Source organism: uncultured Ruegeria sp., from assembly GCF_947504215.1.
GTDB lineage: Bacteria > Pseudomonadota > Alphaproteobacteria > Rhodobacterales > Rhodobacteraceae > Ruegeria.
Genome location: NZ_CANNGO010000002.1, coordinates 87,762 through 112,340, shown reverse-complemented (window position 1 = coordinate 112,340; position 24,579 = coordinate 87,762). Strand labels below are relative to the sequence as shown.

At 55.8% G+C, this 24,579-nt stretch carries 30 protein-coding genes; 16 read left to right on the top strand and 14 right to left on the bottom strand.

Annotated features, from left to right (window positions below; translation table 11 throughout):
• Positions 1-5 precede the first annotated feature (5 nt).
• Entirely contained in the window at positions 6-1,310 is a 1,305-nt protein-coding gene (locus Q1B21_RS05845; protein ID WP_299887052.1) for an FAD-binding oxidoreductase, read from the top strand.
• A 115-nt stretch (positions 1,311-1,425) separates the two neighbouring features.
• A complete protein-coding gene (locus Q1B21_RS05840) occupies positions 1,426-2,640 on the top strand; it encodes an aminotransferase class I/II-fold pyridoxal phosphate-dependent enzyme (RefSeq protein WP_299887049.1) in 1,215 nt (404 codons plus the stop codon).
• Between the two features lie 58 nt (positions 2,641-2,698).
• On the opposite strand, the gene phaR is transcribed toward Q1B21_RS05840, so the two are convergent.
• From phaR to Q1B21_RS05825, 3 genes are all read right to left on the bottom strand, one after another.
• Positions 2,699-3,253 carry a polyhydroxyalkanoate synthesis repressor PhaR gene (phaR, locus tag Q1B21_RS05835; RefSeq protein ID WP_299887046.1) on the bottom strand — a complete coding sequence of 185 codons (555 nt, stop codon included), beginning with the start codon at positions 3,251-3,253 and terminating at the stop codon, positions 2,699-2,701.
• Between the two features lie 134 nt (positions 3,254-3,387).
• Entirely contained in the window at positions 3,388-3,834 is a 447-nt protein-coding gene (locus tag Q1B21_RS05830; protein ID WP_298936687.1) for a phasin, PhaP, read from the bottom strand.
• A 132-nt stretch (positions 3,835-3,966) separates the two neighbouring features.
• Positions 3,967-5,769 (bottom strand): class I poly(R)-hydroxyalkanoic acid synthase, encoded by a 1,803-nt coding sequence (locus Q1B21_RS05825; protein ID WP_298936688.1) that lies wholly within the window; start codon positions 5,767-5,769, stop codon positions 3,967-3,969.
• Between the two features lie 111 nt (positions 5,770-5,880).
• Between Q1B21_RS05825 and phaZ the strand changes: the two genes are divergently transcribed.
• Together phaZ and Q1B21_RS05815 are read left to right on the top strand one after the other, a co-directional pair.
• A complete protein-coding gene (gene phaZ, locus Q1B21_RS05820; protein ID WP_298936689.1) occupies positions 5,881-7,152 on the top strand; it encodes a polyhydroxyalkanoate depolymerase in 1,272 nt (423 codons plus the stop codon).
• A gap of 5 nt (positions 7,153-7,157) precedes the next feature.
• The gene (locus Q1B21_RS05815) at positions 7,158-7,742 is read left to right on the top strand and encodes a DUF6151 family protein (RefSeq protein ID WP_299887041.1); all 585 of its coding nucleotides are present in this window, start codon (positions 7,158-7,160) and stop codon (positions 7,740-7,742) included.
• Here Q1B21_RS05815 and Q1B21_RS05810 read toward each other — a convergent pair.
• From Q1B21_RS05810 to Q1B21_RS05790, 5 genes are all read right to left on the bottom strand, one after another.
• On the bottom strand, positions 7,733-8,449 hold the full coding sequence (locus Q1B21_RS05810; RefSeq protein WP_299887038.1) for an alpha/beta fold hydrolase: 717 nt from the start codon (positions 8,447-8,449) through the stop codon (positions 7,733-7,735). The genes Q1B21_RS05815 and Q1B21_RS05810 overlap by 10 nt on opposite strands.
• Before the next feature lie 84 nt (positions 8,450-8,533).
• Complete coding sequence (locus Q1B21_RS05805) at positions 8,534-9,148, bottom strand: hypothetical protein (RefSeq protein ID WP_299076656.1); 615 nt, start codon at positions 9,146-9,148, stop codon at positions 8,534-8,536.
• A gap of 20 nt (positions 9,149-9,168) precedes the next feature.
• Complete coding sequence (locus Q1B21_RS05800; protein ID WP_299887035.1) at positions 9,169-9,594, bottom strand: VOC family protein; 426 nt, start codon at positions 9,592-9,594, stop codon at positions 9,169-9,171.
• Positions 9,595-9,643: 49 nt separating this feature from the next.
• Entirely contained in the window at positions 9,644-10,645 is a 1,002-nt protein-coding gene (locus Q1B21_RS05795; protein ID WP_299887032.1) for an alpha/beta fold hydrolase, read from the bottom strand.
• Entirely contained in the window at positions 10,633-11,388 is a 756-nt protein-coding gene (locus Q1B21_RS05790; RefSeq protein WP_299887029.1) for an alpha/beta hydrolase, read from the bottom strand. The genes Q1B21_RS05795 and Q1B21_RS05790 overlap by 13 nt, the downstream gene beginning before the upstream one ends.
• A gap of 125 nt (positions 11,389-11,513) precedes the next feature.
• On the opposite strand from Q1B21_RS05790, the gene Q1B21_RS05785 reads away from it, so the two are divergent.
• The 7 genes from Q1B21_RS05785 (at position 11,514) to Q1B21_RS05755 (ending at position 17,510) form a co-directional block, all read left to right on the top strand.
• Positions 11,514-12,257 (top strand): metalloregulator ArsR/SmtB family transcription factor, encoded by a 744-nt coding sequence (locus tag Q1B21_RS05785; protein WP_299887026.1) that lies wholly within the window; start codon positions 11,514-11,516, stop codon positions 12,255-12,257.
• Positions 12,257-12,667 carry an MAPEG family protein gene (locus Q1B21_RS05780; RefSeq protein ID WP_298936696.1) on the top strand — a complete coding sequence of 137 codons (411 nt, stop codon included), beginning with the start codon at positions 12,257-12,259 and terminating at the stop codon, positions 12,665-12,667. Before Q1B21_RS05785 ends, Q1B21_RS05780 begins: the two co-directional genes overlap by 1 nt.
• A 158-nt stretch (positions 12,668-12,825) precedes the next feature.
• Positions 12,826-14,784 (top strand): threonine--tRNA ligase, encoded by a 1,959-nt coding sequence (gene thrS / locus Q1B21_RS05775; RefSeq protein WP_299887023.1) that lies wholly within the window; start codon positions 12,826-12,828, stop codon positions 14,782-14,784.
• Positions 14,785-15,005: 221 nt separating this feature from the next.
• On the top strand, positions 15,006-15,308 hold the full coding sequence (locus Q1B21_RS05770) for a DUF2282 domain-containing protein (RefSeq protein WP_120633216.1): 303 nt from the start codon (positions 15,006-15,008) through the stop codon (positions 15,306-15,308).
• A gap of 71 nt (positions 15,309-15,379) precedes the next feature.
• Positions 15,380-16,237, top strand: a complete 858-nt coding sequence (locus tag Q1B21_RS05765; protein ID WP_299887020.1) for a DUF692 domain-containing protein — start codon at positions 15,380-15,382, stop codon at positions 16,235-16,237.
• Positions 16,234-16,995, top strand: coding sequence for a DNA-binding domain-containing protein (locus tag Q1B21_RS05760; RefSeq protein WP_299887017.1), 762 nt, complete (start codon positions 16,234-16,236; stop codon positions 16,993-16,995). Before Q1B21_RS05765 ends, Q1B21_RS05760 begins: the two co-directional genes overlap by 4 nt.
• A complete protein-coding gene (locus tag Q1B21_RS05755) occupies positions 16,992-17,510 on the top strand; it encodes a DoxX family membrane protein (RefSeq protein WP_299076372.1) in 519 nt (172 codons plus the stop codon). Before Q1B21_RS05760 ends, Q1B21_RS05755 begins: the two co-directional genes overlap by 4 nt.
• A gap of 1 nt (position 17,511) precedes the next feature.
• On the opposite strand, the gene Q1B21_RS05750 is transcribed toward Q1B21_RS05755, so the two are convergent.
• Both Q1B21_RS05750 and Q1B21_RS05745 read right to left on the bottom strand, forming a co-directional pair.
• The gene (locus tag Q1B21_RS05750) at positions 17,512-17,880 is read right to left on the bottom strand and encodes a hypothetical protein (protein ID WP_299887014.1); all 369 of its coding nucleotides are present in this window, start codon (positions 17,878-17,880) and stop codon (positions 17,512-17,514) included.
• A gap of 41 nt (positions 17,881-17,921) precedes the next feature.
• Positions 17,922-18,239, bottom strand: a complete 318-nt coding sequence (locus Q1B21_RS05745; protein ID WP_299887010.1) for an ArsC/Spx/MgsR family protein — start codon at positions 18,237-18,239, stop codon at positions 17,922-17,924.
• A gap of 215 nt (positions 18,240-18,454) precedes the next feature.
• On the opposite strand from Q1B21_RS05745, the gene Q1B21_RS05740 reads away from it, so the two are divergent.
• A complete protein-coding gene (locus Q1B21_RS05740; protein WP_010439113.1) occupies positions 18,455-18,661 on the top strand; it encodes a cold-shock protein in 207 nt (68 codons plus the stop codon).
• Between the two features lie 453 nt (positions 18,662-19,114).
• On the opposite strand, the gene thyX is transcribed toward Q1B21_RS05740, so the two are convergent.
• Complete coding sequence (gene thyX, locus Q1B21_RS05735) at positions 19,115-20,020, bottom strand: FAD-dependent thymidylate synthase (protein ID WP_299887007.1); 906 nt, start codon at positions 20,018-20,020, stop codon at positions 19,115-19,117.
• Between the two features lie 175 nt (positions 20,021-20,195).
• On the opposite strand from thyX, the gene Q1B21_RS05730 reads away from it, so the two are divergent.
• Genes Q1B21_RS05730 through Q1B21_RS05720 form a run of 3 tightly spaced genes read left to right on the top strand, consistent with a single transcriptional unit; the run spans position 20,196 to position 22,032 of the window.
• A complete protein-coding gene (locus Q1B21_RS05730; RefSeq protein WP_299887004.1) occupies positions 20,196-20,624 on the top strand; it encodes a VOC family protein in 429 nt (142 codons plus the stop codon).
• Entirely contained in the window at positions 20,621-21,322 is a 702-nt protein-coding gene (locus Q1B21_RS05725; protein WP_298936705.1) for a DUF1194 domain-containing protein, read from the top strand. The genes Q1B21_RS05730 and Q1B21_RS05725 overlap by 4 nt, the downstream gene beginning before the upstream one ends.
• On the top strand, positions 21,319-22,032 hold the full coding sequence (locus tag Q1B21_RS05720) for a DUF1194 domain-containing protein (protein WP_299887000.1): 714 nt from the start codon (positions 21,319-21,321) through the stop codon (positions 22,030-22,032). The genes Q1B21_RS05725 and Q1B21_RS05720 overlap by 4 nt, the downstream gene beginning before the upstream one ends.
• Here Q1B21_RS05720 and Q1B21_RS05715 read toward each other — a convergent pair whose 3' ends face one another.
• From Q1B21_RS05715 to Q1B21_RS05705, 3 genes are all read right to left on the bottom strand, one after another.
• Positions 22,033-22,530, bottom strand: a complete 498-nt coding sequence (locus Q1B21_RS05715) for a winged helix DNA-binding protein (RefSeq protein WP_298936708.1) — start codon at positions 22,528-22,530, stop codon at positions 22,033-22,035. It abuts the gene before it with no gap.
• A gap of 78 nt (positions 22,531-22,608) precedes the next feature.
• Complete coding sequence (locus Q1B21_RS05710; RefSeq protein WP_298936709.1) at positions 22,609-22,866, bottom strand: succinate dehydrogenase assembly factor 2; 258 nt, start codon at positions 22,864-22,866, stop codon at positions 22,609-22,611.
• Complete coding sequence (locus tag Q1B21_RS05705; RefSeq protein WP_299076396.1) at positions 22,863-23,255, bottom strand: helix-turn-helix transcriptional regulator; 393 nt, start codon at positions 23,253-23,255, stop codon at positions 22,863-22,865. The genes Q1B21_RS05710 and Q1B21_RS05705 overlap by 4 nt, the downstream gene beginning before the upstream one ends.
• Positions 23,256-23,347: 92 nt before the next feature.
• On the opposite strand from Q1B21_RS05705, the gene Q1B21_RS05700 reads away from it, so the two are divergent.
• Entirely contained in the window at positions 23,348-24,553 is a 1,206-nt protein-coding gene (locus Q1B21_RS05700) for a pyridoxal phosphate-dependent aminotransferase (protein ID WP_299886996.1), read from the top strand.
• The last annotated feature ends 26 nt before the right edge of the window (positions 24,554-24,579 follow it).

Sequence of the window (24,579 nt, the reverse complement as noted above, 5' to 3'; positions counted from 1 at the left end):
ACGCGATGAACCTGCTCTATTCAAACGACCGCAAGGCCGAGTATCCGCCAAGCTGGTATGCTGCAACGGCGCATCCGATGGACCGGTTTCCAGCGTTGGAAGGCGATACCAGCGCAGATGTCTGCGTCGTCGGCGGCGGGTATACCGGCCTTTCAGCGGCGTTACATCTGACCGAGGCAGGGCTTCGCGTGGTGGTGCTAGAGGCGCATCGCGTCGGCTTTGGCGCCTCAGGCCGCAATGGCGGTCAATTGGGCAGCGCGCAGCGGATGGCGCAGGAGGATCTGGAGCGTCTGGTGGGCGACGCAGATGCCGCCAAGCTTTGGGATTTGGCCGAAGATGCCAAGGATCTGGTTAAATCCTTGATTTCAGAACACCAGATTGACTGCGACCTCAAGCCCGGCGTGGCCGAGATGGCGCTGAGCGACTCTGACCGAGACGAATTGCATGAGCATGCCGCGCATCTTTCGGGCAAATACGGCTATGACCAGATCAAGGTTTTGGATGCTGAGGCCGGGCATGCGCTATGCCCGTCTCCGACTTACAAGGGCGGTCTTTTGGATATGGGGGCGGGTCATTTGCACCCGCTCAACTACGCCTTGGGTCTTGCCACAGCGGCTGCAAAGTCAGGCGCCCGCATTCACGAAAGCACCGAAGTGCTGAACATCAAACAAGGCCCGCACGTTTGCGTTCAGACCGTGCAGGGGCAGGTCACAGCCGATCACGTCATTTTGGCCTGCAATGGATATCTTGGCGATCTGAACCGGCAGGTGGCTTCTCGCGTTATGCCCATCAACAACTTCATCGCCGCGACTGAGCCACTCGGGGCCGACACAGCGCGGGTTCTGACGCAGGACGTGGCGATTGCCGATACAAAGTTCGTCGTGAACTACTTTCGCCTCAGCGCCGATGGTCGTCTGCTGTTTGGTGGAGGTGAAAGCTATGGGTATCAGTTTCCGTCAGATATCGCCGGCACAGTTCGCAAACCGATGGCTCAGATTTTCCCTCATCTTCAAGACGTTAAAATCGACTACGCCTGGGGCGGGACCCTAGGCATCACGATGCGTCGGATGCCCTATCTGACGCGGGTCGCCCCCAACATCCTGTCCGCATCGGGCTATTCCGGCCACGGGGTCGGAACGGCCACCCATGCCGGTCAATTGATGGCTCTGGCCATACAAGGTCAGGCCGAAGGGTTTGACACCATGTCTCGCGTGCCTGCTCTGCCCTTTCCCGGTGGTTCGGCCTTGCGCAGCCCGCTTCTGGTGCTGGCAATGACCTGGTATGCGCTGCGGGACCGATTGGGGATCTGACCCGCTTTTCATTGCGACAGTTTGGTGAAATTTCGCCGAAGAGGCGAAAGGGGTCTTGGCATTGGCAGGTCATTTAATTTAAATAAACGAAAGTTAGAATTCGGGAAAACCAAATATGACGCTGCCACCCAACGTCCATGACGCCGAAGCCATCCCCGCACCCGCACGGGACGCCATTGATGCCCTGCTGCAATCAGGGGACCTGTTCCGCTACACTGCGCCGCAAGACGCGCCAGTTGCCCTGCTTGAGGCGGAATTCGCCGAATTGTTGGGAACAAAATATGCGCTGGCGGTGTCTTCCTGCTCAGCCGCGCTGTTCCTGTCGTTAAAGGCATTGGGCCTGCCGCGCGATGCAAGGGTTCTGATCCCGGGCTTTACTTTCGCAGCGGTTCCTTCTTCGATTGTGCACGCCGACTGTATCCCGGTTTTGTGCGAAGTAGGCGAAAACTATCGCATCGACATGGTGGATTTTGCAGCCAAGCTCGACAGCGTTCAGGCCGTGATCATCAGCCACATGCGCGGCCATACCTCGGATATGGACGCCATCATGGAACTGTGCGATGCGCGCGACATTCCGGTGATCGAGGACGCAGCCCATTCGTTGGGTACTACATGGCATGGCCACAACATCGGCACCATCGGCAAAATCGGGTGCTTCTCATTCCAGTCGTACAAGATGATTAACGCGGGCGAAGGTGGCATCCTGATCACCGACGATGCCGATCTGGTGGCACGGGCTGTGATCATGTCCGGCGCGTATGAACACAACTGGAAAAAGCACAAAGCCCCACATGGCGACAATACACCTGAATTGGAACAGGCGTTTGCAAAGTGGCAGAACCAGTTGCCGCTTTATAATCTGCGGATGAGCAACCTCAGCGCAGCTGTGATCCGCCCTCAGATCCCCGAGTTGGGGCGGCGGGTGCATGATGGTTTGGAAAACCACGACTATGTGGCGGATCGCCTGAACACATCACCTTACATCGACGTCCCTGCCCCGTTGGCTCCCGAACGCCGCGCGCCGGATTCGATCCAGTTCAATCTGGTCGGGATGGACGACAGTGACATTCGCGCCTTTGCTGCAGCGTCCGAGGCGCGCGGCGTCAAGGTTCAGGTTTTCGGCCTAAGCGAGGACAATGCGCGGGCGTTCTGGAACTGGCAGTTCCTACCCGAGACATTCGATCTGCCCCAAACCCGTGATATGCTGATGAAAGCCTGCGATGTGCGCCTGCCAGTGCGTCTGACCCGAGATGAGCTGGACATTATTGCCGATATCCTGCTTGCGTCGGTCGGTGAAGTCACAGGCCCGGTCCCTGTTTACGGAACCTGAATGCCAAAACCGAAAAGGCCCGCAATATGCGGGCCTTAGTTCGCGCGATGATCTAAAATCAATTCAACTTCGAAAGCTTCTGCTGAAGATCAGCCAGTTGCTGCTTGATCTCATCAAGATCTTCCTTGGATTTCGGTTGTTCTTCTTCTTCCTTGTCTGGCCCTGACCATTTACCGGACAGACCCCCTGTCATCGCCTTTAAGAATGCTTGCTGCTGCGCCTGCATCGCTTCGAAACCCGGCATCTGCGACATCGGATTCATGGCACTCATGTTCTCCATCATCTTGCTTTGGCTTTCGCGCAGCATCTCGAACGAGCTTTGTAGAAACTGTGGCATAACGCCCCCGCCTGGCACCATGTAGCTGCGCACAAGATCATTCAGAACATTGACCGGCAGCACGTTTTCGCCGCGGCTTTCATGCTCTGCGATGATCTGAAGCAGGTATTGACGCGTCAGGTCGTCGCCGGTTTTCAGATCGATGATCTGCACTTCCCGGCCATCGCGTATGAAGCCAGCAATATCTTCGAGCGTGACGTAGTCGCTGGTCTCGGTGTTATACAGCCGACGGCTCGCGTAGCGCTTGATCAGCAGTGGTTTTTCTTGATCCGACACCGTTTACCCTCCCCAAGGATGATGCGTTGCAGCACAGGTTATGCGAGTGCAGCACAAAAAGAAAGGGCAGGTCAATCGACCTGCCCAGCGCGATAACACCAATTGGGAGGAATGGGTGCCTCTCGCGGACGTTCTTACTTGGCAGCAGTTGCTTTCTTGGCAGCAGCTGTCACGTCGTTGGTGGCTTTCTTAACTGCAGCAGTTGCATCTTCTGCAGCGTCTTTGCCCGCCGCCATCAGCAGCTCAACGGTTTCGGTCTGAACTTTTTTCGCGATTTCAGCGAAAGCAGCCAGGTTTTCAGCTGCAACTTCAGCCGACGCGCTTGCGAAATCGGTTGCTGCTTTTGCGTAATCCGCAGGCTCTGCCTTGGCTTTCGACATTTCAGTCATCTTGGCCAGAGTTTCTTTGGTCCACTTGCTGGAGATCTCAGCCGATTTACCAGCAGCTTCCAAAGCAACGCCCGACAGCTTTTCGTTCAGCGAAGCGGTCGATTTGAATGCGTCTTCCATTGCGGAGGTGTCCACAGGGAACGCGCCCATCATGTCTTTCATGATCGCGCTAAAGTCTTGAGTCTTTGCCATCGTACTAAATCCTTTTTGCTGTGCCGGGCCCACCCCGGTTTTCCTCAGCTTGCAAGCAATATGATTGCTGCAGCGCAGCATTGCAAGTTTTTTCTTGCTGCATCGCAGAATAAGAGAGGTTTCAAAATGAAATCAGCTGTTTGGATTGGCCACCACATAGGTGCCTGGCGCCGGAGCCAGTCGAGGATGGTTCGAATCACCTGTATCGCGAGCCGGGATTTGCTTGCCGGATCGCTTCTTCAGCCAGGCTTCCCACATCGGCCACCAGGACCCCTTGTGAAAGTCGGCCTGTTTCATCCAGCTGTCCGAATCCGCTTTCATATCTGTGTTGGTGTAGTGGCCATATTTCTTTTTGCTGGGTGGGTTAACGATGCCGGCGATATGGCCTGATTCCGAAACCACAAAGGTCTTGGACCGTGACCCCATTTGTTGCACGCCGCGATAGCAGTCTTTCCATGCAGCAATATGGTCGGTCTCACATGTGATGGCCATCAACGGAACATCCACGTCTTTGACATGCAGCTTGTGGCCCATCAATTCGATGCCATCCGATACGAATTCGTTGCGTTGGCACAGGCCTCGTAGATAGTCGACTGACATCTTGGCCGGCAGATTGGCCCCATCACCATTCCAGAACAGCAAATCAAATGCAGGAGGCGTTTCCCCCATCATGTAGCTGCGGATTGCGGGCCCATAGACCAGATCGCGCGAGCGCAGAAATGACATTGTGCGCCCCATGATCCAGGATCGCAGAACACCTTCTCTAGTCACTTCTTCTTCGATGCCGTCAATGAAGTCATTTTGCAGGAACGGCGTGAATTCACCTTGTTCCGAGAAATCGGTCAGGGCCGTGAAGAAAGTTGCAGATTTGATCGACTTATCGCCGCGTTGTTTCAACAGCGATAGAGTCAGGCTGAGCGTGGTGCCCGCGATGCAATAGCCAACGGCGTTGACCTGCTTGACCTTACAGATCTTCTTGACCTCATCGATCGCTGCCAGGAAACCGTCCCGAATGTAGTCCTCCATCCCGGTTTCGGCATAGCTTTCGTCTGGATTGATCCAGCTGACGACAAACAGAGTATACCCTTGTTCCGTGATCCATTTGATCAGGCTGTTCTGGGCCTTGAGGTCCAGAATGTAGAATTTGTTAATCCAGGGCGGGAACAGAACGATGGGCGTTTCGAAAACCGTTTCTGTTGCTGGCTTGTACTGAATCAGCTCCATCATCCGGTTGCGATAGACAACATCCCCTGGCGTGGTCGCCAGGTTGCCGCCAACCTCAAAAGCACTTTCATCGGCAAGTTTGACAACCAACTCGCCATCGTTGGCTTCCAGGTCTGCGACCAGATTTTCCAAACCTTGCAGCAAAGACTGCCCGTCTGTCTCGACCGCTTTTTGAAGTGCGTCCGGATTTGTCGGCAGGAAATTCGTTGGCGACATCATGTCGATGATCTGCTGCGAGAAATAGCTTAGGCGTCTTCGGTCCTTTGCATCCAAATCGTCCACCGACGCTACGGCCTGCGCGATCGCTTCTGCATTGGTCTGGTATTGTTGGCGAACCAGACGGAAGTAAGGGTTGGATTCCCACAAGGGGTTTGAAAATCGTTTGTCGGCAGGCTTAGCATCCTCGTCTTCGACCTCACCGGTGGTCAGGGCTTGCTGCGCCTCAGCGAAGTTCAGAACCGACTTTCCCCAAAATTCTATCTGCTGTTCCAACAACTTGGCGGGATTTTGCCAAGCTTCAGCCCAATAGGCCGTTGCTGCTCGTGCGAAAAGCTCTTGATTCGGGCCGTCCAACGCAGGGGTATGCGCCTTTTTTCCAGCCATAACTTCAATCAGGCGTTTGGAGAGTTGTTCGACCTTTTCCATATTTTCTTTAAGGCGTTCAATGTGTTCGTCGGTCGCTTCGGGCATGTGGCCTTCACTTGTTGTCATTTTAACAATTCTCCCCTAGCCTCGCTGCTGTGCAGAATAACGTCGTGGGTGCCGGGGGGCAAAGCGGCGAATGGTCCGAACTCTTAGGCTCACACTCCGGAGATCCGTTCGATGCGTTACATGATGACCTACGACATGATGGAAGCCACGCGCAACACCAACCAGTGGCTTGGCGCCACGGCAAGTGCGATGGCCTCTTACCCTTTGTTTTCCATGGTTCCGAACCCCGCGTTCAGCTTGATGGCGGCCTGGGGTGAAGTGACCGAGCGCACGTTTCAGCGCATGGTCGTGAAACCCGATTGGGGTATTCGGACCTTTACCTGCGAAGATGGCAAAGATCATCTGGTAGAAGTGACCACGGTGTTGGAGCGCCCATTCGGCGATCTGGTTCACTTCCGGGTTAACGGTCGCGAAGAGCAAGCCCGCAAAGTCCTTTTGGTTGCGCCTATGTCGGGGCACTATGCCACGCTGCTGCGCTCGACGGTCAAAAGCCTGTTGGTCAACTGCGAAGTTTACATCACCGATTGGCATAACGCGCGCGATATTCCTGTGTCTGCAGGTAAGTTCGATGTCGAGGACTATACCCTATATCTTGTAGATTTTATGAAAGAACTTGGACCGGACACGCATGTTGTCGCGGTGTGCCAGCCTGCACCTTTGACATTAGCCGCGACAGCCTACCTGGCCGAGGTGGAGCCCAAGGCCCAACCCAGCACATTGACCCTGATTGGTGGCCCGGTTGACCCGGACGCAACGCCGACGGATGTAACCGATTTCGGCCGACGCGTCACCATGGGGCAGTTGGAAGAAACGATGATTCAGCGCGTCGGTTTTAAATACAAAGGCGTCGGGCGTATGGTGTATCCCGGCTTACTGCAACTGGCGTCGTTCATGTCCATGAATGCTGATCGCCACTCCAAGGCATTCACAGATCAGATCCAGCGGGTTGCGCGGGACGAAGCATCAGACCAGGACGCACACAACCGGTTCTATGACGAATACCTGGCGGTCATGGACATGACGGCTGAGTTTTATCTGTCGACGGTCGAACGTGTCTTCAAAAACCGCGAGATCGCCCGCAACGAATTTGTCGTCGCTGGGCACAAAGTGGACATCGGAAAGATCACTGATGTTGCTGTGAAGTCCGTTGAAGGCGCGAATGACGACATCTCGGCACCTGGCCAGTGTATTGCCGCGCTGGATCTGTGCACCGGCTTGCCAGACAGCAAAAAAGCCAGCCATGTTGAACCCGGTGCGGGCCACTATGGTATCTTTGCGGGGCGCAGTTGGCGTGACAACATTCGACCTCTGGTGATTGATTTCATGAACCAGAACAGCCGCAAACCACGCCGGCGCGCTGCGAACCGCAATAAGGTGGCCTAAAACCAATGGGTAAAAGCGAAAACTCCGATCTCGCCTTTGCCTGTAGCTGTGGTTCTGTACAAGGCCATATCAAGCCAGGCGGGATAAAATCGGGCACACATGCTGAGTGCTTTTGTACCGATTGCCGTGCCGCCCAACTGTATTTTGACCAACCAGACCCCTCACCGGGACCCGTCGAGATACTGCAGACTTCACCCGAAGCAATCGAATTCCATCAGGGCGCCGAAAACCTGGCTGTGATGCAGTTAAGCCCAAAGGGAATGTACCGCTGGTACGCAACATGCTGCAACACGCCGGTAGCGAACACGTTCAAAACGCCCAAGTTCCCGTTTGTCGGTGTGATTGTGGACCGCATTGCAAAGCCATCGGCGCTTGGCCCAGTGATATCACGGGGTTCTGTGCCTCAGCCGGATGGAACGCAAAAGCACGAGAATATTGGGGCCGCTATTTATCGGCTTTTCAAACGCGCTGCCAAATCACGGTTGACAGGAGCATGGAAAAACACACCGTTCTTCAATGCCGAGACCGGTGAACCAGTTGCAACGCCTGCGGTCATCAGCAAAAGCGAACGCGACGCGCTTTACCCGTAATCCGGCCGGCAGGGAACACTGAGCCAATTCCGTAATGCGTCGATCACAACATTCGGTGTTTCAAGCGTTGGTAAATGCCCTGCATTTTCGATGGTTTGCAAGACAGCACCCGGAATCAGATCAGCCATAAAGGCGTGTTTGCGAACCGGTGTCAGCGTATCATGTGAACCGCATAATATCAGCGTGGGAACTTTGATCCGCCTCAGGGTTCCCTGCTGATCCGGACGCCGTTGTAAGGCCTGCATCTGGCGAACGAACAATTCCGGCCCCAGGTCCATCGCCATTGAAAGCAGATTGTTCAGGATCGGAATCCTCCGCGGCCCCGGTGCCAGAGTATCCGACCCCACAACGCGCCGCATAGCTTCCTCAAGCCGACCGGACCGTGCGGCGACGATCAGATCCTCGCGACCGGCGGCGATTTGCGGTGTATCGGCCTGCGCATCGGTCGCCATAAGACACAGTCGAGAGACGCGTTCGGGCGCACGACGGATGAGCTCCAGCGCCACAACTCCACCCATGCTTAAGCCAGCCAACGCGAACCGATGCGGCAATTGATCCAGCAAGCCCGAGGCTATTTCTTCGATACGCTCACCCGAAGATATCGGCGCCACCGTGACGGCACGGTCCCGCGACATCACATCGATCTGAGGCCGAAACAATCGCGCGTCACACATTAAACCAGGCAAAAACACCAGCGGCTCGATCACGCGGGGCCTCCATCAGCTCGGTTATCCGGGTCTTTCCGTTTCCCCCAAGGATGAAAGTTTTGCCGTGGGCGGGCAAGGGAAACTTCACGGATAAGCGATGGACCGCAAGGTCGGAAAATCGCTATATCGTGCTTGCCGGGTCGGCAGGTTTTCATTCGGTTCTGCGCCCGGTCGCAACAGGCATCCCCGAGGCGCGATATAGCTGTCGATCCTACGGATCGGATTGGGTCGCCACACCAGATTGAATGCACAAAGCTTGGGAAAAAACCAAATCTCGGAATAGTCGAGATGGTCGTGCATCCACCACGCCAGATCCCGCCAATCCCGTCCGTTTGCATATTGATCCGCAAACCACGGGATCACCACGGACGCGCCAGCAATCTGTGCATCCCCTTCCCCACGGTCCCAGATATGGCATTCCAGCGGGTTGTCGTTGCGGGCGCAGTTCAGCTTGTTCTCATTGCCGAACTGGTTCAACGAAGGAGAGCGATATCCCGAGCGCACCGCAACACGACCAAATGTTTCCTCAAGCGGATCAAGAAGGGTCTCGCAAAAGGCACGGCCCGTTGCGATGGCCAGATCGGGGTTGTCAGGGATGTTCTGTTTCTCATGAAAACTTCCGATCTCGGAGTACAGAAAATCGCGCATGAAGAAGTGCCGGGACAGCCGCACACGACCTAAGGTCTCAAGGCTCCACATGCTGCCCGGCTTGCGCATGATCAGTACCCGTTCCAGCGAAACGCGCCATCCGGTCCCAGGGCCGAGAATGGGTTATAGGCCACCTCCCAGATCGTGCCGCACGGGGCGCGAAAATACCCATGATGCCCACCCCAAAACACGTCGGAGGCCTGTTTCAGAACCTCGGCCCCAGCCGCCTGGGCGCGGGTCAACAGCTGTGCAACGTCTTCTTTGGATCGACAATTGTAGCTGAGCGTCAATGCCCCCTGGCCCAGCGTACCAACATCAACACCAATCTCATCTGCCAAGGCCGAAATCGGGTACAGCCCCAAGGTTTGTCCGATCAGGTCATAGGCAATGACCCCATCCGGGCTATCAACCCGTTTCCAGCCCATTGCTTCATAGAATCGGGCCGCAGTTTCGGGGTCTTCTACGCCGACAGTAATAAGGCTGACACGTTGTTCCACGGGTTGGTTCCTCTATTTTTTGTCCACGTCTCGATAGTGTTGTGTCCTGCTATTGAGACGGTTCAACACCCAGCGCTTGAAGCCAGTCCAGAATGCCAGCAACTGTGATGTCGGTTTGGTTTGGTGACATCAGGCGTCCGGCGATCACATGCGCATGCGGATCATCCCCTGGCCCCATTGTCACCAGTTTGACCGTTGCGGAGGCGCCCCAGTTTTCGGCGATCTGATGGGTCCGTTCGGGCCGCACGACCTGATCATCGTCCGAGAACCAGAACAGCGCCGGGACCGAAACATCCGAGAAATCCAATGCATAGACCGTCTGCACCAGTGCGGTCATGGGGACAACCGAAACCCACGGGTAGACGGACGACCAATACTTGTTTTTCTCGGGGTTGGGTCCAGACACATCCCGTGTTTGCCCCATGAGGATAGGCAACCAGTTTCTGGCCCAGGGCAGACCAGGCATCCAAGACCCCGGTGCATTGACCCCGAAATTCGGCGACACAAAGACCATTCCAACGACATCCTTGCTCAGGTCTGGATCAAGCACTGCTGCTGCCGCCAATGTGCCGCCAGTCGAAGTCGACATGACGATGACTTTCTCGCCTACAGCCCGTGCGGCGGCCAGACCTTCGGCGGTGTCCTGCATCCAGCCCGAGGCCGTCGCCTGCCCCATCGCGTCGCCGCTGCGCCCGTGACCCTGAAGGCGGGTGTAGACCAGATTTGCGCCCAACGCATCGGCGACCAAGTCTGGAACCGGGCGAATTTCTTCCGAGCTTGCAGAGAATCCGTGAATATACAGCACGGAATATGGCGTGCGCTGCTCTTTGAACCCGTCCTGCCAGATGACCCGCTTTTCAACGCCCGGCACGATATCGTCATGGGCAGATTCCGAACTTTCGAAATAGACCTGAACGCCTTCGCCAAACTTGCCCGTGTCAAAGCGCGGGTGCAGGTTGACGTCTTCACGAGGGCCAAACCAGTAGACCAGCCCACCGACAACAAACAGCGCCAGCAGAAAACGCCCCAGAAACCAACCTACGCGCTGCATTCGTGTTCTCCTATTACGTCGAGTATCGCGTCTTCAATCAGACCCAAGCAGGGTCCGTCCGAGAATCGGTGGTCCGCGTCTTTAACCAATAGCAATCGCATATCCGGACCGCTCGCGTGCTCCAAAAGACGCACCGCAGTTTCTGTGGACACGGCCGTATCCGCTGTGCCCTGCAGAAAGCGAACCGGAAATTGCAGGGCAAGCGGCGATCGAAGGACAAGGTTCTGTCGCCCATCTTCAATCATCCGCTTGGTGATCACGTAAGGCTCCATATAGTCCGACGGCAATTCCACATGGCCGACCACGTCCAATGCGGCCTTTTGGTCTGCGTTGAAGGACGCCCAATATCCATCTTCGGTGAAATCTGGCGCGGCGGCGATTGTGACCATCCCAGCAATCCGTTCGGGCATGGCGCGCGCCAGCAACAGCGCCTGCCATCCTCCCATGGAAGATCCCACAACGATCAGGGGGCCTTGTGTCAGGGAAGAAATTGCAGCGGCGGTGTCCTGATGCCAGTCGCCGATGCAGCCATCTGTGAATTCGCCGGAACTTTCGCCGTGACCCGAATAGTCGAACCGCAGGTATCCTTGTCCACGCGCTTTCGCCCAAGCCTCAAGATGCACGGCCTTTGTACCTTCTTTGTCGGACTTGAGCCCGGACAGGAACACGATTGTCGGCCCCCGCCCCTCGGTCATGTCATAGGCGATCTGTCGCCCTTGATCGGTTGTCAGAAGTCGGCTCATCATTTCGGCCTTTGTTGTTGATTTTCGCCAGCCTAGCCCGCCCAACGGATGAGTGGAAACCGGAATTCAATAATTTTTAGGTGACCATATTGTCACGTGACTATAGAATCACGTATAAGCCTTTCATGGACATTTTATTCAAAGCCCTCAATGATCCGGCGCGCCGCGAAATCCTTGACCGGTTGCGGCAGAAGGACGGACAATCCCTGTCTCAGCTCGAAGAGCATTTCGACATGACCCGTTTTGGCGTCATGAAGCACCTTAAACTGCTGGAGGAAGCGGGTCTTGTCCTGACCCGCAGGCAGGGCCGGTTCAAGCATCACTACCTTAACCCCCTGCCCCTGCAGGAGATGGTGGATCGCTGGGTTGCACCCTTTCTGCAACCTCAAGCCCGCGCGGTCAGCGCGATGAAACTCAAATTGGAAATGGAGACACGAATGGGAAAACCGGATTTCATGATGCAGACCTTTATTCGCTGCACGCAGGATGCCTTGTGGGACGCTCTGACCACGCCGGAACAAATGGCTGCCTACCACTTTTTGTGTAACGAAGTACGAGGCCAGGTGTCGCCCGGTGAAACCGTGCATTTCATCACGCCGGACGGAAATGAAATGCTGCGGCAGGTGACCCAAAAGCTGGATCCAAAATCCCGAATAGAAATGGGATTTGAACCGATGTTCATGGGCCCAGACGCCCCGTCTTCGCAAATGGTCTATCTAATCGAACCACAAGGCGATGTCTGCAAACTGACCATCGAGCACTATAACCTTGCCGAAGGCCAGGAAGGTTTTGCTGAAGGCTGGGCGCGACTGGCTGCGTCTCTCAAAACCTGGCTGGAAACGGGCTCGGCCCTGAAGGAGGCTGTGTGATGACCGATTTTCCCACTGAATTAGGCGTTCTTACCTGTCTCATGCTGTTGGCGGTCTCGATGTGGATACCCTACGTTGTTGGCATTTCTTCCGACCCCTCGGAAGAAGAGGCTTTTGCCCGACCCGCGCAGATCTCGAACCTGCGCCCCTGGGTGCAGCGCGCGCATCGGGCCCAGCTGAACCTCCTGGAACAAGCCATGCCGTTCGCTGTTTTGGTGTTGATCGTTAACGCATTGGACGGGTTTTCCACGCTGACCTACTGGACTGCGATCCTGTTTTTCTGGATTCGCGTCCTGCACGCGGCCGGCATGATTAGCGGGATCGCCCGCATGCCGATCCGGCCGATATTGTTCACGGTTGGCTGGGTCTGCTGCCTGATCATGGGCTACGCCGTTTTTGCTGCGGCCTGACAACTTTTGGAAAACGCCACGCGATCACGAATTGAGCGGCGTTTTCTGACCGACCTCCCTTACCAGTTGACATCATGCCCATCGGGCGGCAAATAGCCCAGACACATATACCCGCAACCGGGCGTTCAGTGGGCGCCAAACCGACGAGGAGAGCCGATATGGCCCTGGACTCACAGTCAGTCTCCCTTACTTTTCCCGATGGCAATTCCCGATCCTATGACGCAGGCGTCACGCCCGCGCAGGTCGCTGCCGATATCTCGACCTCATTGGCTAAAAAGGCCATCTCGGCCACGGTCAATGGCCAGCACTGGGACCTGCAATGGCCCATCAAGTCTGATGCGCAGATCGCCCTTCACACCATGAAAGACGAAGAGCAGGCGAACGAGCTGGTGCGCCACGATCTAGCGCACATCATGGCCCGCGCCGTGCAGGAAATCTGGCCCGATACCAAGGTCACCATCGGCCCCGTTATCGAAAACGGCTGGTACTATGACTTTGACCGTGCTGAACCGTTTACGCCCGAAGATCTCGGCCTCATCGAGAAAAAGATGAAGGAGATCATCAATAAGCGGGACGCTGTGCGGACCGAGGTCTGGGACCGCGATCGAGCGATCCAGTTCTACACGGACAATAACGAGCCCTATAAGGTCGAATTGATCGAGGCCATCCCCGGCGATGAGCCGCTGCGCATGTATTGGCACGGCGACTGGCAGGACCTGTGCCGCGGCCCGCATTTGCAGCACACTGGGCAGGTCCCGGGTGACGCGTTCAAACTGATGTCCATCGCCGGAGCCTATTGGCGCGGCGACAGCGACCGCGCGATGCTGCAGCGTATCTATGGTGTGGCCTTTACCGGCAAAGAAAAACTCAAGGCCCACCTGCATATGCTGGAAGAGGCTGCCAAGCGCGATCACCGCAAGTTGGGCAAGGAAATGGACCTGTTCCACATGCAGGAAGAGGCCCCCGGTCAGGTGTTCTGGCACCCCAATGGCTGGACCGTCTACACCGAGTTACAGGACTACATGCGCCGCAAACAGCGCGCCGGTGGCTATCGTGAGATCAACACACCTCAGGTCGTGGACCGCAAGCTGTGGGAAGCCTCTGGCCACTGGGATAAATATCAAGAGCACATGTTCATCGTCGAAGTCGAAGAGGAACATGCCAAGGAAAAGGCGGTAAACGCGCTTAAGCCGATGAACTGCCCGTGCCACGTTCAGATATTCAATCAGGGCCTGAAGTCTTATCGCGACCTGCCCCTGCGTTTGGCCGAGTTCGGATCATGCTCGCGCTATGAACCATCTGGCGCGTTGCACGGCATCATGCGCGTACGCGGCTTCACGCAGGATGACGGACACATCTTCTGTACCGAAGACCAGATTGAGGACGAATGCGCCAAGTTCATCAACTACCTTGCGGAAGTCTATTCGGATCTGGGCTTTGACAATTTCGAGATCAAATTCGCCACCCGTCCGGAAAAACGCGTTGGCAGCGACGAAAGCTGGGATCATGTCGAGGGCGCACTTGAATCTGCCATCAAGGCAACCGGACGCGAATTCACGCTGGAACCCGGGGATGGAGCGTTCTACGGGCCCAAACTGGACTTCTACCTGACCGACGCCATTGGTCGGGTTTGGCAGTGCGGCACTTTCCAGGTCGACCCAAACCTGCCCGAGCGGTTGGGTGCGACCTATATCGCCGCCGATGGCAGCAAACAGCGTCCTTACATGTTGCACCGCGCCTGCCTGGGCTCATTCGAGCGCTTCGTTGGTATCATGATCGAAGAACATGCGGGTAAGTTGCCGTTTTGGCTGGCGCCGCGTCAGGTCGTGGTGGCTTCGATCACGTCTGACTCAGACGACTACGTGAACGAAGTCGTTGCCCAGCTGCAAGCCGCAGGCGTGCGGGCCGAAGCGGATATTCGCAACGAAAAGATCAACTACAAGGTCCGGGAACATTCCGTGGGCAAAGTTCCCGTCATACTGGCCATTGGTCACCGCGAAGTCGACGAGCGTACGGTCAGCGTACGCCGCCTGGGCGAAAAACAAACGCAGGTTCAACCGCTTGAGGCTGTAACAAAAGAGCTGGCACAAGCGGCAACCCCGCCGGATCGGCTGTAACATTCGGCAGCAAATCGCCAAAAATCCGGCCCCGCCTTAGGGGCCGGATTGAAACAATTAACAATTTTCAATTCAAAAACAATTTGTTAACCTGCAAGAGCGCATGACGTTCTTTGACGGGGTTGTGAGACACGGGCTCGTGAATTTAACTGTGCCGTACATGCCATTACCTTTGTCACTGTCACAAGCAGACATACGCAGTCATTAAGAGGATTACCGAGATGTCGAACACCGCAAAAACCCTGGTCATCGCAAGCGCCGTCGCCGCAGCCGTTTCGGGCGCCGCCACCACAGCATCTGCACAAGCCAAAGAGAAATGCTACGGCGTTTCGCTGGCCGGTCAGAACGACTGTGCAGCAGGCCCCGGCACCACCTGCGCCGGCACCTCGACCGTTGATTACCAGGGCAACGCATGGACTCTGGTTGATGCTGGCACCTGTGCGGATATCGAACTGCCTGCCGAAGCAAACGGCACCGCACGCAAGGGTTCGCTGGAAGCACTGGACCGCGATCTGCCGGCATAAGTTTCGGCCAGACAAGTTTTGGGGGCGGGCCGTTTCGCCCGCCCCTTTATTTGTGATCAAGGAACTGAAAAATGCTGGACAATGCACTCAGGTCAAACCGTCTGCCCGCAGCACCGGGCGTTGGATACAAGCCGCAGCACTTTGCTCAGATTCTTGAACACGCTAAGCCTGTCGAGTGGCTTGAGATTCACGCAGAAAACTACATGGGTGATGGCGGTCGGCCTTTGGCACAACTGCGCCATCTGTCAGAGCAATTCCCAATCTCGGTTCACGGCGTTGGTCTATCCATTGGCAGCGAAGGACCGCTGGATGCCGATCATCTGGCCCGGCTGAAGCATCTGGTAAGTTGGCTGAACCCCGCCAGCTTTTCCGAACATCTGGCTTGGTCCACGCATGACAGCCATTTCCTGAACGACCTTCTGCCCCTGCCATACACGGACGCAACGTTGGCCAGTATCTGCGACCACATTGATCAGGTGCAGGAAACGGTCGGACGGCAGATGCTGCTTGAAAACCCCTCAAGCTATCTGGCCTTTGAGGAAAGCACCTGGTCCGAGCCCGATTTCTTGCGGGAGATTGCGCGGCGCACCGGATGCGGTCTGTTGCTAGATGTGAACAACGTATTTGTATCGGCCACCAATCTGGACTTCTCGCCGCAAGGCTATATCGACGCCTACCCGTTGGATAAGGTCGGCGAAATCCACCTTGGCGGGCATGACGAGGATGAAGACGACCACGGACACCCTCTGCTGATTGACAGCCATGGGCGCGAAGTTGTGAACCCGGTCTGGGCTCTTCTGGACTACGTCCTTGACCGCTCAGGCCCAAAACCGGTTCTGGTCGAATGGGATACGGATGTCCCCGATTGGCCAGTGCTCCGAGAAGAAGCCGTGCGTGCGCAAACGGCGTTGGAGCGGATACCGGCATGAGCGTGTCACAAACGGAATTTCAAGCGGCCTTGCTGGACGCACAGGTCCCTGTTCCAAGTGGTCTGACGGACGCTGTGGAACAACCTGCCGGTCGACGTTTCAGCGTGTACCGTAACAACGTGGCCGTGTCCCTGACCGAAGCGATGCATCAGGCGTTTCCTGTCATCACCAAGCTGCTCGGCACGCAGAACATGGATGGTCTTGCAGGGATCTTCCTGCGTCAGCACCCGCCGTCATCTCCGCTGATGATGTTTTACGGTGAAGAATTTCCAAATTTTCTGGCCGATATGCCCCAGCTGTCACATCTGGGGTACCTGCCGGATATCGCCCGGTTAGAACTGGCGTTGCGGCGGTCCTACCATGCAGCCGACAGCCAAGCTGCACCAGAGGATGCACTTGCCGTGTCGCCCGATGCGGTCATGCAAGCACGGCTGACCTTTGCCCCATCGATGCGGATTGTTCGCTCGGACTGGCCGATTTTCGCGATCTGGCGGTTCAACACCGAAGCAGGCGCGCCAAAACCCGGTGCCCAGGCCGAAGATGTTCTAATCACACGGCCCGAATACGACCCGGTCCCGCAAACCCTGCCATCCGGTGGTGCGGCCTGGATTGAGCGTCTTCAAAATGGCGAGACAATAGGCGGCGCGTTTGAACAAACCGCTGCAGAAACACCCGATTTTGACCTTGGCACCACTTTGGCACTGCTTTTGCAGGGCGGTGCAATAACTTCTGTGACTATCGAAAGGCTGGAGACATGACTGCCCTGATCTCACTTCACAATAACGTTCTGGGAAAGGTGGACCACGCGTCCAACTGGCTTATCCCAACACTTGCACGGCTGGTGTTTGTCGCCGTTTTGCTGGTCTACTACTGGAATTCGGCAATGCTGAAGATCGACGGTTCGATCTTTTCCCCTTCTGCCGGTGCATTTGGTCAGATTTTTCCAAAAGCTGCCGAGGCAGTGCTGTACGATGTTTCGCAGATGACCTTGTTCCAGCGTATTGTCATCTTCTTTGGCACCGTTGCGGAATTCGTCCTGCCCGCCCTATTGCTGGTTGGGTTGCTGACCCGCTTGGCCGCATTGGGTATGATCGGGTTTATTTGGGTGCAGACCTTGGTTGATGTGAATGGTCACAATGTTGCGCTTGGTGGCCTTTTCGACAATGCAATTACGCTTATGGATCAGCGCGTGATGTGGACGTTTCTGATGTTGGTCATCGTCATCAATGGCGCGGGCCCATTGTCGTTGGACAAAATCCTGCGCCTGAAATGACTTAGAAATGCGCCTTGGGCTCGTCCGGTTTTCCCGCGGCCAGCCCAAGGACACCGGCGACGCCGGCAAAGGCGATTGGGAACATGGTAAAAACGCCAAATCCAAACGCATAATACATCCCGGCTGCCGACAACAACAACAAGATACCAGCGATCAAAGCCCGGGCATGAGCCATGGCGCCGCCTACAATAGCCAAAAGCGGTGCAATGATCGAAGCGGCCTGGATCAAATCCGGATTTTCGACCTGCTCCGCGACCCCTTCGATATCGCCGAAATGGTTGATCACTTCGACATACCCATATCCAAAGAATCCCACAATCATTCCGATCAAACCGGCAATGACGCCCAAAGTCATGGCAGCGTTACGCATAAACTATCCTCGCAGTTGCGCTTGAGCAGATAAGTACTGGATCAAGAAACACCAAGCTTTGATCTTGCCTCGGGGCTCCAGCCAAGCAATAGCGCCCCATCCTTTTCGATCAGGGGGCGCTTCATCAGCGTGGGATGGGCTTTCAACAACTCCATCGGTGCGCGGGCGCGCTGTTCTTCATCCAGCCCGCGCCAGGTAGTTGACCTTGTATTGAGCAAAGCATCGCCGAAATCGGCAAAAGCCTGCGACAGTACAATGTCTGGCACGCCCTCGCTTCTAACGTCAACGAATTCAGCATCAGATAATAATTTCAGCGCCTTACGGCATGTGTCGCACGTCTTCAAACCATAAAGGCGCATATATTTCCTACTCCAGCGATTGACTCAGTTTTGGGCAAACCCGCCCATTTATGGCGGTAATTCTTGATTTTTTACTTCACCATGCAATGTTGAAAAAGGTGAAACATGCAATTCGGACTGTATCTTGTTCTGGAAGCAGTAAAGATTTGCCGTTTCTCCGACCACGGCCCCCACCAATTTGTGGGACAATGCGTAAGTAGAAGGAGACACGGGACATGCCAACCGGCACCGTGAAATGGTTCAATACCACGAAAGGCTATGGGTTTATTGCCCCTGATGAAGGGGGCAAAGATGTGTTTGTTCACATCTCAGCCGTAGAACGGTCCGGCCTGACCGGACTAGCAGACAATCAGAAAGTCTCATACGAGTTGGAGGACGGACGTGACGGCCGCCAAATGGCTTCTGATTTAAAACCCCTGTAACGCCCCCCCTGCCCCGCGCCGGGAGTATCAATTAAGGTTGGCGGCCAATTTCCGGCCGTTAACCGCCCCTTGTCGGCATCTGCCTTATCCCCGTGCTGGCGTCTCTGCAGCATGCGTTAGCTAGTTTTGGCCCAAAGCAACGATGCAAGACGGCCCGGTGCGTAGGTCACGAGCAAGGTCCAGTCGCCCGTTCACCGCTCCAGATTTCCCTAACCTGTTCTGGTCCGCAAGCCCCTGTTGCCACGCGCTCTGACCTCAATTGGCGCTTCAGTTTATCATGAAGCCGTCCGCTCGGTTTGCAAATGACCTCGGCGATCGGAGATTTGGCCAGGGCCGGTGCAGCCAACCCAAAGGACAGGCATACAGCAAGAATAAGTGAGACATTCGTCACGAAACCAAAGTGGCAGTTCCATGACGTTATGTATAGACAAACGCTATCTGCTAGAGCCGAGTTTAGCGAATGATGGCTTCAAACTCACGCCATTCCCGCGCGGTCATCCCCGAGTTTTCCTGGGTAACGACCTCTCCTGCCAGCATACGACGAAGGCTATCGACCATCTGGGCGGACAGATTGGCGGCACCAAGCCGGTAGTCCTCAAAGGCTTTGTATGCGAACGGAACCCAATCAGCCACGATCTTGCACATCATGTCGGCGTAAATCCGAATCTCGTATTGCGCATGCGGATCTGCCCGCAAACGAAGGAAATGGAACAGGTTGTGTAAATCCACCTTCCAGTACCACTGCGTATAGATGTTTGCCGGAAGGTTCATACGCGCCAGTTCTCGTGCCAGACCCTGCTGCCCGTCCTGATTGATCATTGCCTCATAGTTGTCGTAACAGCGCGCACTGTCCGCCTTTAGCATTTCTAACACACGGGCAGCTTCTTCACCTTCCAGAGCAGCTCCGCGACCCTGATTGTTGACCTCGGATTGCGCAGCAACGTGTTCAGGCGCCGGGATGTAAAATTCACGATCCAAGATCGAATAGCGTGCCGAATATTCATTGACGTTTGCCGTCCGGTGACGAATCCACTGGCGAGCCACGAAAACCGGCAGTTTAACATGCAGCTTGACCTCGCACATTTCGAACGGAGTCGAATGCCAATGCCGCATCAGATACCGGATCAGCCCTTCGTCATTTTGAACGGACTTTGTGCCCGTGCCGTAAGACACCCGTGCAGCCTGACAAATGGCAGAATCGTCACCCATATAGTCGATCACGCGAACAAACCCGTGATCCAGAACCTGGTGGGCGGTATACAGGTGGTCTTCCATTCCCGCTGAAACGACGCGGCGTGTTGGATGCGACTGCGCGCGTTGCGCTTCGATCTCGGCCAATTGGTCGGCAGACAGCGGCATGAAACTTCCTTTCTGGTAATGAGTCGCCAACCACTATATCTCGTCATCCCCGTCGCCGAAACCGCGAGATGTGCCGGTTGGTGCGCATTTTTTAATTTGTGTTTCCCTGCCCCCTCGACTCGTCCCCTTAGCGCGCTAAGCTGACCCCAAGTTCAATCGAAAAAGGAAAGCCACAATGGGGCTGACATATCTTCACACCATGGTCCGCGTGAAAGACCTGGAGAAATCCATGGCGTTTTATGGGTTGCTCGGATTGAAGGAGATACGCAGGTATGACAGCGAAGCAGGGCGCTTTTCGCTGATCTTCCTCGCACCTCCGGGTCAGGAAGAGGCACCGATCGAACTGACCTTCAACTGGGATGGGGACGACGAATTGCCAAGCGACAGCCGCCATTTTGGTCACCTCGCGTATGGTGTCGACAACATCTATGAGATGTGTCAGCACCTTCGGGACAACGGCATTGTGATCAATCGTCCTCCGCGTGATGGACGGATGGCTTTCGTGCGATCGCCCGATAACATCTCGATCGAGTTGTTGCAAAATGGTGAGGCGTTGGCCCAAGCTGAGCCCTGGAGCAGCATGGAAAACACCGGTCACTGGTGATCCGTCAACTGATAGCACTGGGGTTGGCCGTGGTGGCCAACCCGGTTCAGGCAGAACCCTGTCGACTGGCGCTGGCGCTCGCCTTGGATATATCCGTTTCGGTCGACGAGTTCGAAGATACCCTGCAAAGACAAGGGCTTGCCGCGGCGCTGATTGCACCCGAAGTACAGGAGGCGTTTTTTGCCTCGCCCATGCCCGTTGCCCTGGCGGTTTACGAATGGGGCGGGCGATCGAGCCAGCAGGTCATTCTGGACTGGTTGTTGATTGATGATCTAGGCGATCTGCTGACCGCCTCGTCCCAGATAAGTCAGTCCGCGCGATCCGATATAGGCTCGGCCACTGCTATGGGGTATGCCTTGGCATTTGGCGCGACACTGATGCAGAAAGCGCCGAAATGTCTGTTTCAGACAATCGACCTTTCAGGTGACGGCTCAAACAATGATGGGTATGGACCTCAGATCGCTTATCGGCACTTTCCTTTTGACAATACTGTCGTCAACGGTCTTGTGATCAACGCGGCAGACTTCGAAGGTGAGCTGTTTTTGATCCCGTTCTTTGAAAACAACGTGCTGCATGGCCCCGGCGCGTTTCTGGAAGTGGCGCAAGGGTTCGAAGACTTCGAGCGCGCCATGCGCCGGAAGCTGGAGCGAGAACTGCGCGGGTTGCAAATAGGCGCTTTGCAAGACGCAGACCCATGACACTCCGTGTTCTGGTCGTGTTGCTAAGCCTTCTGGCCGGGGCGGCGTCGGCGCAGTGCCGTCAGGCTTTGGCATTGGGTTTGGATGTGTCCGGATCCGTAGACAGCAGAGAATACAGGTTACAACTAGGTGGCTTGGCCGCAGCGCTGCGTCGGCCCGAAGTTGCTCAGTTGATCCTTTCGAACAACTCAGCGTCGATACGGCTCGCCATTTTTGAATGGAGCGAACCCGGCCATCACAGAGTTCTGCTGAATTGGACAGACATTCGCTCGCTCTCAGATCTTGAGCAAATCAGAACCAAGCTCGATGCGGTTGCCCGAAGTTCTGCGCCACAAGGGACAGCCGTTGGATCAGCCATGCAGTTCGGCGCTGGATTGTTGGCGCAACAAAAAGACTGTTGGAAACGCACGCTGGATTTGTCGGGGGACGGCAAACACAATCTGGGGCCGCATCCTCGTGACGTGAAATCTGCTTTGCTTGCGTCTGGCATTACCATCAATGGTCTGGTGATCGGTGCAGATGATCCCAGTCACGGTGACAAGCGCTATGTTCAGATCGGCGAGCTGTCCGCTTACTACAACAGCTGGGTCATTCTGGGGCCGAATGCGTTTGTCGAAGTCGCGTTGGGCTTTGAGGCCTATGAGGACGCCGTGACCCGTAAGCTCATCCGGGAACTGGAAGGGCTGGTGTTGTCAGATGCGCGCCGCTGATCAATAGATATAGCGTATCTGATCCGTCCAATACCGTTCGACCCGGCGCAAGGAACCCGTGATATCCTCGATCCCTTCCAGACCCAGTACGCCCCGGCTTTGCAGCCCTTCGGCATGACGAGCAAACAGGTCTGACACGACGTCCCTAATTTCCCGCCCGCGAGGGGTCAGGCGAACTCGGACCGAGCGCCTGTCAATCTCGCATCTTTGATGGTGCATATACCCCATCTCGACCAGTTTCTTGAGATTGTAGCTGACATTGCTGCCCTGATAGTAACCACGGCTTTTCAGTTCACCGGCGGTGACCTCGTGATCGCCGATGTTAAACAACAGCAAGGCCTGAACCGCATTGATCTCAAGCTCGCCGACACGCTCGAATTCATCCTTGATGACGTCCAGAAGCAACCGATGGAGCCGCTCTACCAGTGCCAACGCCTCAAGATAGCTGGTCATAAACCCTTTGGCTCCCAACGCGGAGACCTGCAATTCCATACTCATCCGACCCTCCGATTCAGTCGTGGTGTTTCCGCCACGATGAACCGAAATCCCGAAAAATCGGTTAAGCCGGGTTTTCTGTTATTTTTGAAAGGTCTGCGCGATGTCCGCGATCAGGTCTGCATAGGTGGTCGGCGGCTGGATCTGACCAGTGACCCATTGATACAGATCCTGATCGTTTTCGTGCAGCAACGCATCATAATTATCCAAGCTGGAGGCATCCATCGCAGCCAGATTGCGATCTGCATAGGCAGACAGGATCAAGTCCATTTCCTTGATACCCCGTCGCATCGACCGCATTTTCATGCGCTTGATCCTGACGTCGCGTGCCTCAGTCACTTCGCAGGCTCCAGCATCAGGCGCAGCTTTTTCTCAAGGCGTGCCGCACGCTCTGAACTCGCGCGCATTTCGCCTCGGATTGCCCGCAATTCGGCTACAGCACCGGCAAGATCCAGGTTGGTATCGTCAGCGTCCAGCGGGGCGTCCATGCCTTCGCCTTCGCCGGTCAACAGCCACACGATAGACACGTTCACCATGCCTGCCATCATCGACAAACGGTTCGCACGGGGTTCGGACAAATCGTTCTCCCAAGCGGCGATTGTTGCCTTCTTGACACCCAGCCGTCGCGCAATCTGAGACTGGCTCATACCAGCAGCTTCACGCGCACCTGCCAGGCGATCCCCAAATGTTGCTGCGTCCGGTCCGTACCAGTCGGTCTCGTCATTCATTTGGGGCTCCAATTCTATTTTTGTATACTGCTTGATCGTCATTCGGGCGCACCCTATGACAGACAGGTTGAACATACAAACCGAGGCCGAATATGAGTTTCCTGTCTGCGACATTGTCACGCGTAAAACCTTCGCCCACCATCGCGATGACAGCCAAAGCGGCCGAGTTGAAGGCTGCCGGACGTAATGTGATTGGTCTGAGCGCGGGTGAACCGGATTTCGACACCCCTCAGAACATCAAGGACGCAGCCGTAGCGGCAATTGCAGCAGGTAAGACCAAATACACGGCGCCTGACGGCATTCCTGAACTGAAGCAGGCGGCCTGCGCCAAGATGAAACGCGATCACGGGCTCGACTACACGCCTGCGCAAATCTCGGTCGGAACGGGCGGTAAACAGACGCTTTACAATGCTCTGATGGCGACAATGAACGATGGTGATGAAGTCATTATCCCAGCGCCCTATTGGGTGAGCTATCCGGACATGGTATTACTGGCCGGAGGCACCCCAGTTGTGGTCGAAACGAAGCTGGAAAACAGTTTCAAGCTGACGCCTGACCAGCTTGAGGCCGCGATCACACCAAAGACCAAGTGGTTCATCTTCAACTCACCCTCGAACCCGACTGGCGCTGGTTATAGCCGGGACGAGTTGAAAGCCCTGACGGATGTTTTGATGCGCCACCCGCAGGTTTGGATCATGTCCGACGACATGTATGAACATCTGGCCTATGACGGGTTCGAATTCTGCACCCCGGCCGAGGTCGAACCCGGGCTGTATGATCGCACGCTGACCTGTAACGGTGTGTCCAAAGCCTATGCCATGACGGGCTGGCGTATCGGATATGCAGCGGGTCCCGCCGAACTCATCGCTGCGATGCGCAAGATCCAATCGCAATCGACCTCGAACCCCTGTTCAATAAGCCAGTGGGCTGCTGTCGAAGCGTTGAACGGAACCCAGTCGTTCCTGGCCCCGAACAACGAAACGTTCAAACGCCGCCGCAATCTGGTGGTGGATATGTTGAATGCCATTGAAGGGATCACATGCCCGACGCCTGAAGGCGCGTTCTATGTCTACCCGTCGATCGCCGGTCTCATCGGTAAGACCACGCCCGCCGGGACTGTCATAAAAAACGACGAGGCTTTTGCGACCGCATTGCTTGAAGAGGTGGACGTGGCCGTAGTGTTTGGTGCTGCCTTCGGCCTGTCACCCAACTTTCGTGTCAGCTATGCAACTTCGGATGAAGCTCTGACCGAGGCCTGCACGCGCATTCAGCATTTCTGCGAGAGTTTGAAATCGTAACCCGGGCAACAACGGGCGAAGTCATG